The 16746-nt window shown below is 47.1% G+C and carries 13 protein-coding genes and 1 tRNA gene; 2 read left to right on the plus strand and 12 right to left on the minus strand.

All coding sequences use genetic code 11. The features are described from left to right. Both ACSZPU_RS15335 and ACSZPU_RS15340 read left to right on the plus strand, forming a co-directional pair. Positions 1-97: transposase domain-containing protein (locus ACSZPU_RS15335; RefSeq protein WP_499000399.1), on the plus strand; the 97-nt coding region annotated here is incomplete at its 5' end. Between the two features lie 290 nt (positions 98-387). Next, positions 388-594 carry a helix-turn-helix transcriptional regulator gene (locus ACSZPU_RS15340; RefSeq protein ID WP_499000371.1) on the plus strand — a complete coding sequence of 69 codons (207 nt, stop codon included), beginning with the start codon at positions 388-390 and terminating at the stop codon, positions 592-594. 432 nt (positions 595-1026) lie between these two features. Here the strand turns inward: ACSZPU_RS15340 and ACSZPU_RS15345 are convergent, their stop codons facing one another. From ACSZPU_RS15345 to ACSZPU_RS15400, 12 genes are all read right to left on the minus strand, one after another. Beyond that, complete coding sequence (locus ACSZPU_RS15345) at positions 1027-3249, minus strand: DUF262 domain-containing protein (RefSeq protein ID WP_499000373.1); 2223 nt, start codon at positions 3247-3249, stop codon at positions 1027-1029. Next, a complete protein-coding gene (locus ACSZPU_RS15350) occupies positions 3236-5062 on the minus strand; it encodes a DUF262 domain-containing protein (protein WP_499000375.1) in 1827 nt (608 codons plus the stop codon). The genes ACSZPU_RS15345 and ACSZPU_RS15350 overlap by 14 nt, the downstream gene beginning before the upstream one ends. 93 nt (positions 5063-5155) lie before the next feature. Beyond that, positions 5156-5785, minus strand: coding sequence for a hypothetical protein (locus tag ACSZPU_RS15355; RefSeq protein ID WP_499000377.1), 630 nt, complete (start codon positions 5783-5785; stop codon positions 5156-5158). Between the two features lie 57 nt (positions 5786-5842). Beyond that, the gene (locus ACSZPU_RS15360; protein WP_499000380.1) at positions 5843-6577 is read right to left on the minus strand and encodes a M48 family metallopeptidase; all 735 of its coding nucleotides are present in this window, start codon (positions 6575-6577) and stop codon (positions 5843-5845) included. A gap of 2 nt (positions 6578-6579) precedes the next feature. Continuing rightward, complete coding sequence (locus ACSZPU_RS15365) at positions 6580-9858, minus strand: type I restriction endonuclease subunit R (RefSeq protein ID WP_499000383.1); 3279 nt, start codon at positions 9856-9858, stop codon at positions 6580-6582. Further along, a complete protein-coding gene (locus ACSZPU_RS15370; RefSeq protein WP_499000386.1) occupies positions 9855-10901 on the minus strand; it encodes a virulence RhuM family protein in 1047 nt (348 codons plus the stop codon). The genes ACSZPU_RS15365 and ACSZPU_RS15370 overlap by 4 nt, the downstream gene beginning before the upstream one ends. Beyond that, positions 10898-12124 (minus strand): restriction endonuclease subunit S, encoded by a 1227-nt coding sequence (locus ACSZPU_RS15375; protein ID WP_499000388.1) that lies wholly within the window; start codon positions 12122-12124, stop codon positions 10898-10900. Before ACSZPU_RS15375 ends, ACSZPU_RS15370 begins: the two co-directional genes overlap by 4 nt. Continuing rightward, positions 12114-13637: a type I restriction-modification system subunit M gene (locus tag ACSZPU_RS15380; protein ID WP_499000390.1), complete on the minus strand. Its 1524-nt coding sequence runs from the start codon at positions 13635-13637 to the stop codon at positions 12114-12116. The genes ACSZPU_RS15375 and ACSZPU_RS15380 overlap by 11 nt, the downstream gene beginning before the upstream one ends. 6 nt (positions 13638-13643) lie before the next feature. Continuing rightward, positions 13644-14222 carry a restriction endonuclease subunit S gene (locus tag ACSZPU_RS15385; protein WP_499000392.1) on the minus strand — a complete coding sequence of 193 codons (579 nt, stop codon included), beginning with the start codon at positions 14220-14222 and terminating at the stop codon, positions 13644-13646. A gap of 38 nt (positions 14223-14260) precedes the next feature. Continuing rightward, positions 14261-14542, minus strand: a complete 282-nt coding sequence (locus ACSZPU_RS15390) for a hypothetical protein (RefSeq protein ID WP_499000394.1) — start codon at positions 14540-14542, stop codon at positions 14261-14263. Between the two features lie 287 nt (positions 14543-14829). Continuing rightward, positions 14830-16059 (minus strand): tyrosine-type recombinase/integrase, encoded by a 1230-nt coding sequence (locus ACSZPU_RS15395; protein ID WP_499000396.1) that lies wholly within the window; start codon positions 16057-16059, stop codon positions 14830-14832. Positions 16060-16301: 242 nt separating this feature from the next. Then, positions 16302-16396: transfer RNA gene (locus tag ACSZPU_RS15400), tRNA-Sec, on the minus strand. Between the last annotated feature and the right edge of the window lie 350 nt (positions 16397-16746).

Here is a 16746-nt window from a genome sequence, read left to right on the forward strand (position 1 = left end):
GGCTTACCTTCGCCATATCCTGAGCGTACTGCCGGAGTGGCCCAGCAACAAAGTGGCCGAACTGCTGCCATGGAACGTGGATCTCACCAATAAATAGCCGTCAATACGGCACTCACTGATCGCTTACGCATTACTCAGACCGTAAAGGCTATCGTAACCTGGCGTATATCGTGAGCTATCTGGCTAAGCAGGAGCAGAAAGAAGCCTGTGAAGCCTCTGTATACTGGCTCAGTGATATCAAGCCCCGAGGGCGAGGGGGAAGACCCCGCATCAGAAGAGGGCGGTAAGTATCGTTTCAAAAATTAAGCCGGTCCGTCATTGTTTGAAGAAGTCTGCACCATTCCACTCACTGACTTCTTCTCCCTTACCACCAACGGAGAAAAAACGATGACCACACCAGTCAACCTTCTTAACGACAAGTTTGTCGATATGGCGTTTATCACACAGCTGACCGGCTTAACTGACAAATATTTCTACAAAATCATCAAAGACGGCAGGTTTCCAAAGCCCATTAAGCTGGGCAGAAGCTCTCGCTGGCTTGAAAGCGAAGTGGAAGGCTGGCTACAGCAACGCATCGCACAGTCCCGTCCGTAACATACTAACGCAATCACATCTCCCACCTGATTTAACGCCACCTGTCGTATGACCGGCACTATTGCCCTCCGCGGGACGATTTAGCCCTACGCGTCATCCAGCAAAGGACCAATACTATGACGATTTACGCCAAATCTGTTATCGCGCTTGATGGTAGTCAACGCCTTCACGTCGGAAACACCATCAGTTTGATGTGAAAACCGCACTACCGCCCCGTGAACCGGTGGTGGTAATGCGGAAAATCACAATGAATTATTAATAATTTCTAAGAGATGCTTGCATTAGTATGGAGCAAGCGATTAATGGGCCTCAAGGAATATGCATTCAGTAGTGCGACAGGTTATAAGATAATCCAAGGAAATATTTGTGGCATTAAAATGATCTACTGGATTTTGCCGTCCCCTAAGTCTTGTCACAGTCAGTTGCACCGTGTCAGTTTCTGGAAACTGTCTCCGCTTCATGCATCAATGTATCTACCAGTGGTTTAAAGAAGGGCGGAAGTGGGAGCGGTTCACCTTCTTCATCAACATTGTGACAGTCAAACCAGACTCCGTTCTCATGCGCGATAAAGAACGTTTCCTCTTCACTTACCGTAAGCTCTATACATGGCCATTCATCACCATAGACTGAGTGATAAGTCACGGCAGTGAAAGGCGCGTTTCCATCCTCTCTGCGAAGAAGGGCCAACAATCTTTTCGAGAGCACCCAACTGTGCAGCTCCCGGAAATAGCCGCGAAGGTTTGTCTTACTTAGCAGATACACCTGGTTATCTAATTTGTCGATAATCTTTTCCGAACAGTAGCGAATGGTCTCAGGGTCTTTCACGACCAGTTCGCGCCAGCCGCCCGGGTTTGATTCCTGAATAATTTCCCGGAGTGTATTTGACATATCTTCTTTTTTATTCAGCTTATCCAGAAGCTCAATAAACACACTTTTCTCTGTCACCCTCAGCCAGTTCTCATTACGCTCACGCCAAGACTGATGTAACGGAAGGCAAAAGGTGTACCGTTGTCCTTTCTGCCATATCAGATAGTCTCCCAGTGACAGCAGCGCACGTTCAAGTAAGTGCTCGTAGTTATGCAGAACCTGTTCGTTAAGCACCCAATAGGTTTTCTCTGTCAGAGATATAAATCGGGTAAGATCGTAACCGCTATTATCAGCAGTTTTGGCCCCCTTGAGCAGCCCCCTTACGCGACCTTTAAGATGAGGGTGAGATTCTGCCCGAATTAAGGCTGGCTCCCATTCACTATCCAAAATAATCAGCTTTGCTTTAAGGGCTTCCTCATCCCACTGCTCGTTAAAACCCAGTCGAACGTCAACTGTACTCATATAGCTGTAAATGTTACCAGCATATGGGGCCAGTTCATCCAGAGAACGAATAACCCCCACTGCAACCTGATTACTGTCAATACGCATGGTGTACAGGAAGTTATCGGTGACACGACTCCATTGAGCGTGCTGCTCAGCGAAGTAGGCGTGGCTGGACGATTTCTTATAAGTAATAAATACGCAGAGTGCATAAAAACGACATGCTCCAAGTAAGTCAGAGCCCGTTAGAAACTCCATCAGCAAGCTGCGGTGTTCACGGGTTGCATGCTGGGAGCAAAGGAAATCTAGTGCGGATGAGATGATTTCGATGTTACTGGGGTTGAAGGTATCCTTCGCTTCGAATTCTGAGGAACTAAAACCTTCACGGGTGCTTCTCAGGGTGCTTCTCAGGGCGCTGAACCAGGTCGCATTTAGGTTTGCCAGCAGATATGCAGGTTCAGATGACTGACTGCATTCAAGAAGAAATGCCATCCGCTTAAAAAAGCGCAGAAAAAGGGTATCAAAGCTTTCTGCCCTTTTTTTGCTCAGATTCCAGAACATATCAGTCCAGGCCTGATCGATTTTCTCTCCAAATGTCACGGCGCCAGGCTGCTGGCTCATTCTGCCTGAGAGCCAGGCTTTGAAGTTTTCGAAATCGGTAAGCGCTTTTCCCCGCGAATTCATTTTGATATAGAGATCGTCAGAAAGTCCAAATGAGGACAGGTTTAAATATTGGAATACCACAGGCTGCGAGTCAGAACTGCACAGTTTGAAATAAAGCTCACTCGGCGCGTCATCGAAGCATGATTGAATCGCACTCAGCATCGTCAAGCAGGCTGAAACCGTAGGGTCCTGAAGCCAGGAGTGATAAAACCAGCGGCTGTCCGTTATCTGATCTCTAAGGTCAGGGGCATTCTCTGCAAACTGTAGACCACTGTTGTCGGTTCGCACCAGCGCATGGAAAAACTCCGTTGCGGCGGTGCGGGTCTGATATGTGAAACGGGATTTGCCCAAATGAGTGAATCGCTCCATGAAATCAGCATATTTACCCTCTTTGTTCGCTAGATACCAGTGAAGCAAGAAGAGAGTTGTAAGGCGCTGCTGGCCATCAAGGACCGAAAGGGTGGGACGCTCCTCAGTGCTGAGGTTTCCATAAATAAAATCGAGATCAAGCGGTAGTGTGCCAACAGGAGCTGTTAACGCCTGATTGAGCGATAGGAGAAACTGATCGCGAATCTCCCATGCGTCCTCGCGCCCCTGAGCATAGTCACGCTGTATGATGGGGATCTCAACGTTGCTGACTTCGCTGAATAAACTGGCGAATGTGATGACTTTACCTTGCTGCATACATTGCTCCATCAAAAAATACGGTCAGGGCGTCTGTAATTGCGCGCCGGTAGCTATCCTGATCCTGGCTACTCCAGAAAGTCATTTCGTGGACGTTACTGCTGTAGTATTTAAGAAATACGTTTCTTGTACCGGGAGGGACAAAAGTTGACGCTTTGTCCGCTTCAATAATGCGATTCCGCTTCACCGGAAAGATGGCGTTGCGATAGCTTCTGTTAGTTGACTGATCCAGAAGCGTAAGGTTTCCAATGCTGTCATCCCTGTCCAGTAGAGGCATCTGATTATACTCATGCAGAATGTCGCTGAAATAGACTTCAAATTTTTCACTGTCAAAGGGTTCTTCAAGAAGCAAAGCTTTTGCACGCTCAAACAGTACCTGCTGTGCCGAACTTACCTTATCGGTTCCTTCTTCCGATAAATTGTAAGGACGAAAATGCTCACGCATCACTTCTGTCCAGGCCTTCTGTCCGCTGATATTTTCCGGCATCTGTGAGCTGACTGAAGTAATGTGCTCAATATCCCAGGCGTCGAGCTTGTAATGTCGGAATGGGAATCGGGTAGATGAATTTTTGTTAGCCAGCAAAATGGCAATATTAAAAAGCAGAAGCACAGGACGCAGCGAACGCTCAGGATACGTCAGAGCAGAGAGTGTGGCGTCAATCTGGCTGCTGCGCTCGCCCCGTCCCTGGCTCAACGGGCCCGCGAGTCCTGGCAGGGCAATACGTAGTATTCTTTGCTTCAGTCCGGCAATGAATTTCGATTTAGTCTCGCAGCTTTCAGATTCGCTGATAAGCTGAGGAATGACGCTCTCACTGTTACTAATGAGGTAACCGACAAGATGATAGGTCATGCGGCCCTGGTACCACTCATCGAGTAACATAAAGCGCTGTTTGATCCGCAGCCACACTTTCTCTATGCGCTCCGGATCCTGATGCGTTTCTTCCAAGTAATGAGCGAACGACAGGAATATGTAGTGTGGGTCCTGGCGGGAAACACCAGACCTCAGTGAATCTGCAACCAGTCCGAGTATAAACTCTATGCGGTTGCTCTCACGGGGATGATTACTGATGAAATACCAGAAGTCCTCTTGCTGAAGACGGCGTTCTGTTTCATCCCACTCCTGCGCAATCCTGAGTTGGTGAAAGCGAACGTTGAGATCTGTTGCATGGCTGAAGTTCCCGGCATTAAGCAGCAGTGCTTTAACCAGCTCTGCGTTGGTTAGCGGGATTTTTCCACGATTAAGCCGGGAAAAGACCTCAGTCACGTTTGCCTGCTCGCTTAGCTGATACCAGATCACTTTTACATTTTTACCAGCCTCATCATCATTCAGCAGAGTTTGCAAAAAGCTGAACTTATAGACAGGCTGTCGTAAACTGAACCATGCGTCTATTGCTTCCCGAGCCTGGTTCATGTGATAAAAATCAATATTATCATCTGCATGATCGCTATTGATATTGCTAAGGAAACCTGCACTCTCAGGGCGGGTTTCGTAGCGCAGAGAGTATTGGGAATGTCCAAGCATAGCGGCAATGTCCTTCAGATAAAGAAGGATAATGCAGATGGTTGTCAGGCGCTGCTGGCCATCGACTAGCTCCCATTCCTCACCGCATTTTTTAACCACAACGGGTTGGAGGCAGTAGAAAGCTTTACGTGAACTTGATTCGCTGTTTTTCTGGAATTCAGCGATATCATCTAGCAGGTCTGTAACCTGCCTTTGTGTCCAGCGGTAGCCCCGTTGATAAGAGGGGATGAAAAAATGCTGTTTCATCAGGTCGCTTATTGGCCTGAGGATCAGTTCGTTGCTCGCGCTCATGTACCTTCCTGCATGTCTGATTTTCTGGCTGGATGCTAGTAGTTGAAGTTAAATTTAAAAGTAATAATTATATTTATCAGCGAATTAACCTCATCACCTTTTTCCTAAGGAAGGTAAACCGCCGGATACAACAATCCTACGCCCGCCAATGTATTGGTCCATAATGTCTCGTGAACTGGCATTTCTGGTTTTTTTACCCTTTGCCGTTACTTTCTTGTTTTTGCTAGATTTGCTTTTTGCAGCAAGTCTTTTCTTGGCATGGGCAAGCAGAATGAGTCGCCCTGACATTAAACTCTGTCTGGAAGTATCCGCTGCATCATAGCCATTCACGATGGTCACGATTTCTTTTTCAATGTCAGACAATTTTTTTTCAGCAACAAATTTCTCTACAACAGCGGAGTATTTTTTATCTAGCTGTTGAGCTATCGCCCATTGATAGGAAATCGTCGTTATACTATTTTTCTTTGAAGGACGACTATTGAGGGGAGAAGAGCTTCGTCTTTTTGAATGGGCTTTATTTATATGCTTTTCTAATCTTTTCGCGTCCTTGAGAGAGACGTCACATATTGGACATTTGCAGGTTTGACGGGCAATAAGCGGTGCCTCGGCTACGTGCTTAGCAAGATGAGGTGCCATCTTCCAGCCATGATTGGTGAGCAAATGACTGGACAGTACCGTCAGTTCGACCGGGGTATTACACAGAGCACAGATGATTTTTTCCATATCCTCCTCCCTCAGGCGATGGATGCTTCAGGATAGAAGCATCGCACGTCATTATGTTTAGCTTGTCATTATCATCCCGACCATCCCATCCAAACGCTTTTTGGTCTTCTCCCAGTCCGGCATTACCTGCCCCATGAGCCGGTAGAAGCGCTCGCTGTGGTTATGCTCGGCCAGATGACAGAGCTCATGCAAGATAACGTAATCGATACACTCACGCGGGGCCTTCACCAGATTGGGGTTCAGGGTCACCTTTCCATTGGGGGAACAACTTCCCCACTGAGTCTGCATGGTAAGAATACGCAATGGTGGTGAATCGCTTACCCATAGCGCTTGCTCCAGCATGGCGCTAAGCCGTCTGGCGAAGACTTCCTTGGCGCGGGTTTTGTACCAGTCAGTCAGCAGCTGAAGAACCTTTTCAGTGCTCCTATGACGCACTGTGACTTCCAGCTTACCGCGCAACATTTTAACGCCCTGAACGTCAGAGGGAGCCACTATCACCTTAAGCATGTACTGTTTGCCCAGGTAATAGTGGCTTTCACCGCTGATATACTGTCGTGGTGTGACATATTCCAGTTGCTTGCGGAAATCCCTCAGTTGCTGATAGATCCAGCGCCCACGCTTTTCAACAGCGTTCAGAACCTGTTGGTCATCGGTATCCTGCGGCGCGGATACTACAACCCGGCAGTCAGGATGAACTTTTATCAGAATGCGCCCATTCACCAACGGTCGGGGTTTACGCTCAAAGGTAATGCGTTCATCACCGTAGATGAAGCTCATTGATCTTTCGCCCATGCTCAAACCCCGCTCAGCCCTACACGGGTTATCTGGACAATCATTTCCACAATCTTTTTCGCCTGATCCATTCCGCCACCGATTGCCTTACACTCTTTAAACATCATCGGTAGAAGCTTCTTGCGGATGTCTGCCTCAATATTTTGCGGATTGATCGAGTTCTCAGCCACTGAGATATCAACAGCCTGGTCTACTTCAAAAGCAAGCTTCACCCATTTATCGATGACCTGAGGATCAGTAACGGCAAAAACCTCCGGCAGTACTTTTTTGTATACGCCAAAGTAAGCCTGTGCATGGTGATGACCGGCAAATACGTCGGGTATGTCGTTAAGCCGCCGTTCCTGTACCTGCTCCTCAAATTCACGAAATAGCATGTACTGCTTAAGAGGGTGATCAAACAGTTTTTCTGCTTCTTCAATAGCCTGACGTAGTAACTTCGAGAAGGCTTCTTGGGCATAAGGATCATCACGTAACTCCTGCTCAATCATGCGGGTTACGCGGGTTTTAATAATATCCGTTTCGTTACGGGTTTTATCCTCGCTCCACTCTTCTGGTCGCTGCCCCATTTTGCTAACTTCATACACCCCATCGGGCTCACGGACTTCTACGCCAACAACGTGTTTATCCAGAAGCTTTTTCACCTGCTCGGTGTACTGATCGTAATCTACCGTCTCACCGGCATCCTGTTTCACCAGCTGGCGCAAGCTGGTAAATTGCCTCAGCGTCTCTTTATAGTGCTGGCGATCTTCTTCGCTGAAGCTCTTATCCTCAAAGAAGGTAGCCGACTGTAACGCCACTTTCAGGCAGCTGGCAAAATGTGTGAGTGCTTCATAAAAGTCTTCACGGACTTTGAGATGCACATCAACCATTTCGCCGTACTTTTCTTCCGTGCGCGGCACCAATATCTGACGCAGTTGTTCAATATCGTTTTTGTTTTTTACACCGGCGAAAATTGCCCACAGATTTTTATACAGCTGGGGAAGCCGCTTGTACTCCGTACTCATCTGACCGTATAACCCGACCAGATCGTCAATATCAAAACCACCCTGCGTGCGGGATGCCAGCTTCTTATAATCCTCAATGGTGGTATCCAGATCTTTAAGGATGCCCCGATAATCAATTAACAGACCAAATTTTTTCTTAGGGTGGAGGCGGTTAACACGAGCTATGGCCTGAATCAGGTTATGCCCTTTAAGAGGTTTATCGATGTAAAGCACGGCATTTTTGGGTTCATCAAAGCCGGTAAGTAACTTATCGACCACAATCAGTAGCTTCAGCGAATCATCTTTATCAAAACGATCAATGACATGGCGTGTGTAAACCTGTTCATCCTGAGAGCCAACATTATCTTTCCACCATTTGGTCACCTCAGGGATGCTGGATTCATCCACATCGGTATTCCCTTCCCGCGTGTCAGGCGAACTGATCACCACCGCAGACTCAAACAGCCCGGCTTCATCAAGATACTTTTTGTATTTGATTGCAGCTGCTTTGCTGTCACAGGCGAGTTGCCCCTTCAAACCATCGTCGATATTTTTGACAAAATGGTTGGCGATATCTAGGGCAATAAGGTGAATACGATCGTCAGCATTATAGACCTGCCCTTTGTTAGCTGACTTACGCTTCAAATCGGCTTTTTGTTTTTCCGTTAACCCCTCGGTGATACGGTCAAACCAGCTATCTATTGCTCGTTCATTCACGTTCAGCTCGGGCCGCCGCTCCTCGTAGAGGAGCGGAGTGACGGTCTTGTCCTCCACCGCACGCTGCATGGTGTAAGCATGAACAATGGGGCCAAATTTATTGGTGGTCTTATCATCTTTCAGCAACGGTGTACCGGTGAAAGCAACAAAGGCCGCGTTGGGTAAAGCCAGCTTCATGCGTTGGTGACTCTCGCCGCCATGGCTGCGGTGGCCTTCATCAATCAGCACAATGATATCGGGGCTGATATTCACGCACTCGGGCAAGCGGGTGGCCGTGTTAAATTTCTGAATCAACGAGAAGAGAATGCGCTCAGTACCCTTGCCAATCTGTTCGGCTAAACGTCTGCCAGAGGTGGCGATGGCATCAGATTTATCCCTTTTACCGGCCAGTTCCCCGGTTGAGATAAAGGTGCGGCTGAGCTGGTTTTCTAAATCAACGCGATCGGTCACCACGACGATGCGGCACTGCTTGAGAGTTTCACTCAGAATCAGCACTTTGCTCAGGAAAACCATAGTCAGTGATTTACCCGAACCGGTGGTATGCCAGATGACCCCACCGTTGCGGCTTCCATCGGGGTTCTTCGTTTCGATACGCTGTAGCAGTCGTTTGATACTGAAAACCTGCTGATATCGGGCAATGACTTTACCTGCTTTCTTATCAAACAGCGTGAAAAAGCGGACCATATCGAGTAGGCGTTCAGGTAAAAGCAGGCTAATAAGTAGCTGGTCCTGGCTCGTTAAAGCCAGCTCGCCCCCTGCAATCAGGTTCTGATACCATTCCAGGCATGCAACCGGACGGTGACTGAAGATTGTGTCTATCTGCTGCGCGGTAAGCTTGCGGTTTTTAATGGCAAGCATTTCCAGATCGGAGATATCTTCTTCCCGCCATGTCGCCCAAAACTTGGCTGGTGTTCCGCAAGTCCCGTAACGCCCATCATGACCGTTTATCGACAGTAAGATCTGGCTGTAGGCAAACAGTCGCGGAATTTCATCATGACGCTGGTTTCGCAGGCTTTGTGAGATCCCCTCGTCAATAGTCGGCCCTTTTTTAGCATTGCCATCCGGGCGCTTAGCCTCGATGACTACCAACGGAATACCATTCACAAAGCAGACAATATCGGGCCTGCGCGCCTCTATGCCGTTAACGCGTGTCACACTAAACTCTTCGGTGAAAACAAAGCTGTTATTGTGCGGGTTGTTCCAGTCGATCAGCGAGATAGTCGGATTCGCCCGTTTGCCATCGATAAATTCCGTCACGGAGATACCGTACAACAGATGGTTGTACAAGTGCTCATTGGCAGTAATCAATCCCTGGTTTAATGCCGGACTGTTAACTTCGGCAATCAGGCTATCAATCGCTTTGTCAGAAATGGCATGCTCTTTACCGGCAAAGATAAACGTCCTCTTGGCTAACTGTTCACGCAAAATCTGGTTCAAGACCACCTGATCTACCTTGCCCGCACGCGCAGACAAGGCTTGCTGAGGTGAAATATGGGTCCAGCCTAAATTGCTCAGGAGAGCCAGCGCCGGAAGCTTGGCGCTGTACTCTTCCTGGAATTTTGGCGCGATTTGCATGCTCATGATGTTCCCTTATCTTTATCGGCTTTCCAGTGCAGTAGCTCGGTAATATCCTTTTCACCCTCGGTCTCTTTTAACAAACGCCGCTGCTCTGCAAATCGTGCATATTCACCCTGAGCTTTTTCATCTGCCATTTTCTTACTGACAGTGCCCGCACCCTGAAGCACATTGCGATCGTTGAACTGCAGGAACTGATCCAGCTTCTCCTGCCAGTCCTGCAAGAAGACCTGCTGGCGGCGCAGTGCCTGATCTTCGGCATAGTCCAGCCACATATTCACCACTCGGTTCAGCTCATTGACCTCTTTCTGGAGCAGGTAGTTTTTAGCGACGGTGACATCACCTTTTCGCACATCATTACCTTTATAGCTGGTGAGCCCCATATGGGGCTTGCTGGCATCTGCCCGCTGGTGGATTAGCTCAGCGGCTGTATGCCCGGTACAGGCAAAATGCAGCTTGTTCTGGATGGTTTGAAAGAAGAGGGTGGTTTCTTTCAGAGACGGCTGATAATCAGCAGCCAGCGCGAAAATCTCCCGCACACGCAGATAGACGCGCCGCTCGCTGGCACGAATATCGCGGATGCGTTCCAGCATCTCGTCAAAGTAATCGGGCACTACAGAAGAGCCAACGGGCGGATTCTTCAATCGCTCGTCATCCATCACAAACCCTTTAATGAGGTATTCCTGCAGGGTTTGCGTGGCCCACTGGCGGAACTGAGTCCCGCGTACTGAGCGGACGCGATAGCCAACGGCCAGTATGGCCTCGAGGCTGTAGTGCTCTATCTCTCTGGAAACCTGACGTTTTCCTTCTTGGCGAACTATCCGGAATTTCCGGATAGTTGAATTTTGACCAAGTTCACCTTCAGAGAAGATGTTGATCAGGTGTTCGTTGATGGTACGAACATCTTTATCGTATAGCTCAGCCATGGATGCCTGAGTGAGCCAAAGCGTGTCTGACTGAAAGCGACACTCAACGCGTGCACGGCCATCCTCGCTTTGGAACAGCAGGAATTCACCTGCTGGCGGTTGAGGTAAGTGTTTATCAGTCATGCGGCCTCCGTCTTAACTCGGCGTTTACCGGTAAGAAGTTGCTGCATCAGGGCTTTTTTTTCTTGTTTTAGGGAGTGGATTTTTTGTTGTTGCACTGCGATTGCGTCGTCAGCCGCAATCAGGACAGAAGCAATTTTATGTTGTTCATCTAGGCAAGGACATAAAAATGTCAATTTTTCAAAATCGGATTTTGACAACTCTAAAAATGTCGAGCCAGATGACTTCCTTACTAACTCTTTAACATTGAAAGTGAAAAGGTAATAAAGAAATTCAACAGAAAACTCAGCATTCGGTACTAAATTCTTAAATCCCTGATTGGTAGCTATTTCTGTTGTAGAAATAGCCATGGCACCAATGGTTGCTCTTGTACAAATAAGTAACGTTCCCCTTGGAAGCATCTTTGCTGAACTATTTTTCAAACCTTTTTCTGATATTGTCTTATTTGTACTAAACACATACCGACTTTTCAGAGAAGTAACATCAGTAGGCGTTAACCAGCTAATACCTCCGTCCCAATATTCTCTCTTGGTTGTATCTGGCGTACCTCCGGAAGAGATGCTTCCCATTTTACTAACTTTAACCTTATTCCATACCTGATTGAATCCCGCCAGGCGCTTTTCTCCTGTGAGCAATTGCTGCATCAGTGCTTTTTTCTGCTGCTTACTATTTACAAGCAGTTGTTGCGTAGTAGCGATAGCAGTCTCCCAAATCGAAAGAGTTTGGGCGATTTTTTTTTGTTCTGGCAGTGGTGGTATTAGTATCTTTAGGGTTAAAAGTTCCCCTTTTGTGATGTTTTTCATTGAGCCACTAGTTCCAGTGGCCAATTTTGAAAGAGTATATCTAACATGCTCAGATGCTAAAACATAGCTTAACCATTTCATGTTAGTGTCAGGTTTTGGAACGGTTTGCCATAGTTTGTCTGGTAAGAAAATATCTTGGTAATCTTTATCGACATATGCACTAGCACCAACAAATGATTCCGTGTTACTTCTGCTAACTATAATTTGACCCGCACGAGGTTTCGTTTTAGCTCGGGATATTTCATTTTTATCAATAACTTTAGATGCTTTTGAGTCAAAGCAACCATAAGACACAGCGCTCACCTTGAGCACTGACTTTTCACCAGGTTGAGCATGACGATCTTCGCCGTTAACGCTTACACCAGATTCCAAACCAATGAGTAAGTCCCCAACACATCCTAGAACCCAACCCTTAGGCACCATATCCCAACTCCTTCAAATACTTTTCCATTTCCACTTCAAGCTGAAATAGTTGTGTTTTTAATTGTTCACGTTCTGCACGCACAGCAATAAGATCTATTTCCTCTTCTTCTTCAAAAGTATCGACGTAGCGAGGGATATTCAGGTTGTAGTCGTTATCGCGGATCTCCTGCAGACTGGCAAGATAAGCATATTTTTCGACGTTATCACCTTCACGGTAGGTTTTAACGATTTGGTCTATATTTTCCGGACTTAGCTGGTTTTGATTTTTCCCCGACTTAAAATCACGACTGGCATCGATAAACAACACGTTATCGTCCACTTTACTCTTTTTAAAGATCAGGATTGCAGCAGGTATACCTGTACCGAAGAATAACTTTTCTGGCAAGCCAATCACCGCATCGAGAAGATTCTCGTCTATCAACTTCTGCCGAATTTTTCCTTCGCTGGAACCACGGAACAACACGCCATGGGGAACTACCACACCCATACGCCCGCTCTTTGGCTTCATGGTTTCGATCATATGTAGGATAAATGCATAGTCACCCTTAGTTTTAGGCGGCAGACCACGGCGGAACCGACCGAAATGATCGTCAGAGATATCATCTAGACCCCACTTCTCTAATGAGAAAGGTGGGTTGGCGGTGACCACATCAAAAAGCATTAAGTTGGCATTTTTATCCAGCAACTTAGGGTTGCGAATGGTGTCACCCCACTCGATTTTATGGTTATCCTCGCCGTGTAGAAACATGTTCATTTTAGCCAGCGACCAGGTTGAGCCAATCGCTTCCTGACCGTAAAGCTCATAATTTTTACTATTGTGGTGCTCAGCTACCCACTTACCACACTTCATCAATAGCGAAGCAGAACCACAGGTCGGGTCACAGATAGACTCGCCGGGCTGGGGGTCAAGTAATGCTGCCAGCAGATCGGACACTTCAGGCGGCGTGTAGTACTCACCCGCTTTCTGGCCGCTGTTCGCAGCAAACTTGCCAATCAAATATTCGTAAGCATTACCAATCACATCCAGGCCACCAACACGGCTTGGTTTCAAGTTCAGCTCTGGATGAGTAAAATCTTCAAGCAGCTGCTTTAAGATCAGATTCTTTTGTTTTTCGTCGCCAAGCTTATTGGTATTAAAAGATATTTCCTGGAATACGCTTTTACTGCCATCTTTCAGCTTAGTGCCGTTAGCTTCTTCAATCGCGTGCAGAGCTACATCGATACGTTCACCGTTACCGGCCTCACTGCGCTGCTTAAATAGAGCATAAAAACTGGCATCTTTGGGCAGAACAAAGCGTTCACTCTTCATCATCTCTTCAATCAGTTCTGGCTCATCGCCATACTGAGCTTGGTAATCATCATAGTGATCCTGCCAGACATCTGAGATGTACTTCAAAAACAGCATGGTAAGAATGAAGTCTTTATAAGTATCAGGGCTGATGGTGCCACGGAAGGTGTCACATACTCCCCACAGCACGCGGTTGATACGTTCTTGTTCGATCATGTTGCTCATAACATCTTAATCCCTAAATAATTTTTGCAAAATACCAACTTCAAGCTGGCGACGGTTGTCTTGTAGTTTGTTTATGAGATCGTCTTCGTGATGCCATATGCGTTGAAGCTGGCTTATCTGATGCTGCGTTTCTATCGCGGGTACAGGTACCAGGACTTGCATTAATGCTGCTTTAGTAATCAACTGGATGTTTGAACCACTACGCTGAAACTCCAGTTGAATCATTGGTTGGTTGAGAACCCACCCCAAATACTCTGGAACAAATTCACCCTCTTTCTTCTTAAGCGTTACAACCAGAAATTGGTTGGTTGCAATGACAGGGATATCTCCACGGTAAACGGCAGCGGTGTTGCGATTCCCTCGAGCGGCAACCACAATCTGCCCCTTTTCCAACAACGGCGGTAGAGCATGTTGTTCCCAGCCAATCGCAGGTAAAACATCAGGGTCCCACTGCCAATCCTGCTCAATGTCTTTAATCTGCAAGATGCGGATATCCCCTCCAGGCACAGGCGTTATTGCTTCCCTTAAGGTGTAGCCTGAACGTATATCTGCAATCTCACCTAATTTCTTTAGGAGTGTAGGCATATAGTCCTCTCGTTATAGCGCCGTCCCTGGCACACTTTTTAGAAAGCGGTTGTAACTGATTGGCTTTTGAGCCAATCATAGATTTCTTTGGATAACCCAGATCCAGCCCATTCCCACTGCAAACGAGTGACTAACAGGCCATCATCACTATCCATAACTGCTTTGAGATGATCACGTACCTGCGCAGCTGACTGATTGGTAACGATAATCCAGACAGATTCGAGTGGGTGGCACCAAGTTCCGTAGGACTTGATGCGTTCAATAAGTGAGGAATAGTCTTTCTGCTTACGCAGATCGTAGTTGATTTGATATACTGGCATAGATGTTATCTCCTGATTTCGACGTTGGGATTTATATCATCGCGACAGGCTGGAACCTGTCGCACAACCACACCATTATCTATAGAGCTAGTACTGCAATAAAAGCGCGGTCGATTTGTTTATGATGGGGCAAAAAAAAACAGCCGTCAACAACCAAAATAAGTGCAGTACAGATTCTATAGATAACACCTCAGAGGTCTAGCATCGAATCATTGACGATAAATTTGGTTATAAGTTATGCGAATAATCCTTTAAGGACTGTTTAAATATCGAAACGAATACATTATTTAAGTTTTATAATGCTCTGTTTTAAAAGAAAATTTACCGGTTGTAGCTGATCCATTGGCCGTCAATCCATCAATGTAATCCCCATACCACTGCATCATCTCCCGTCTACCTTCCAGATACTGTGCATGGTTATAGGTGCCACGAATGGCATTCTTATCCACATGGGCCAGTTGAGTCTCAATCCATGCTGAGTTGAAACCTTCCTCATGCAGGATCGTACTCATGGTGTGGCGAAAACCGTGCCCCGTCAGCCTCCCCTTGTAACCCAGCAGCTCAATCACCTGATTTACACTCTCCTTCGAGATTGGTTTTGTCCGGTCATTCCTGCCAATAAATACTAACGGATACATGCCGGTAATCGGCTTCAGTGACTGAAACAGCGCCACAACCTGCTCCGACAACGGGACGATATGGGGTCTCTTCATCTTCATCACTTCAGCAGGGATTTCCCAAAGGCGCTTTTCAACATCGATATCTTCCCAACGCGCAAAGCGCAGTTCCTGAGTACGCACTCCAGTTAGCATGATGATCTTTGTCGCCGTTTTAGTGATTATGCTGCCGGTATAACCCGCCAAATCTTTCAGAAAGTGGGGGAGTTCTTCCGCCGTAAGAAACGGAAAGTGAGTTTTCTTGGGGGTAGCTAGTGCAGTAGCAAGATCCGGTGCCGGATTGTACTCTGCACGCCCGGTAACGATGGCATAGCGGAAGACTTCGCCACAGCGTTGGCGAACTTTACGCATTTTCTCCAGTGCTCCACGTTTTTCCATACGGCGAAGCGCTTCCAAAAGCTCCATCGGTTTGATTTCAGCAATGGGGCGCTGACCGATGTAGGGGAAGATATCTTTCTCGAATGTATCGATAATTTCATCACGATAGCGTGGTGACCAGCGATCGGCTTTCTGCTTGTGCCATTCACGGGCAATGGCATCAAAAGTGTTGTTAAACGAGAGTTTCTGCGCCAGCTTCTCAGCTTTTTTAACTTCGCCTGGGTCACTACCAGCAGCCAGTATCTTGCGGGCCGCATCTCTTTTCTGACGTGCATCAGCCAGTGAGATATCCGGATAGACACCCATTGAGAGCATCTTTTCTTTACCAGCATAGCGGTACTTTAAGCGCCAGTATTTTGAACCATTGGTATTGATAAGCAGATACATGCCACCGCCGTCAGCCAGCTTGTAGGCTTTATCCCTCGGCTTGGATGTCTTTACTTTTATGTCCGTGAGGGGCATATCCATCTCCATTGAAAATACTAGTAGTGGCATGCGAGAAGGCACGGCAGTACTAGGTTGAAAGAGTGGCAAAACAGATTTGGGGGTGCCGAAAAGAGCATACGATTTTATACCCCATTTAGCACCCCCAAATGTTTATTGATAAGGGTAGAATCCAGTTGACTCCCGGAGAAGGTAATTAGATATGAGCCAAGTAAAATAGGGGGCTAAGTTGAATATGGGAGAGTTGGATAGAACTGTAATGGCGGAAGATCACAGGAGTCGAACCTGCCCGGGATCGCTGGCGACCCCATCTGGATTTGAAGTCCAGCCGCCTCACCGGAGACGACGATCTTCCGCGCCTCGATTGCTACATGGAGGCGGGGCGCATTATAGCCACTTTCAACCATTAACCACATCCCCCATCACACTTTTTTATTGCTCTGCTGTCCGTATTTCCATGCGTTTCAGTTAAATCTTAATCTATTCATATGTTTACCTAAAAACCCTCTCATAGCACAACCGCGATCACAGAAAACAAGAAACGTAATTTGATAACCAGAAAACGGAATTCCGGTGCAAAAGCTGATGGTTTACAACGACTGTAACCGGTCTCAGCGCACCTTTGAGCGTTAAGGAAGGTGCGATTTAATCGTCAATTATGAGAACATAACCCTTTCTTTGACATAGACTTTTCACGATGCCCGC

This window comes from Phytobacter sp. V69, assembly GCF_965644215.1.
Taxonomy (GTDB): Bacteria; Pseudomonadota; Gammaproteobacteria; order Enterobacterales; family Enterobacteriaceae; genus Phytobacter.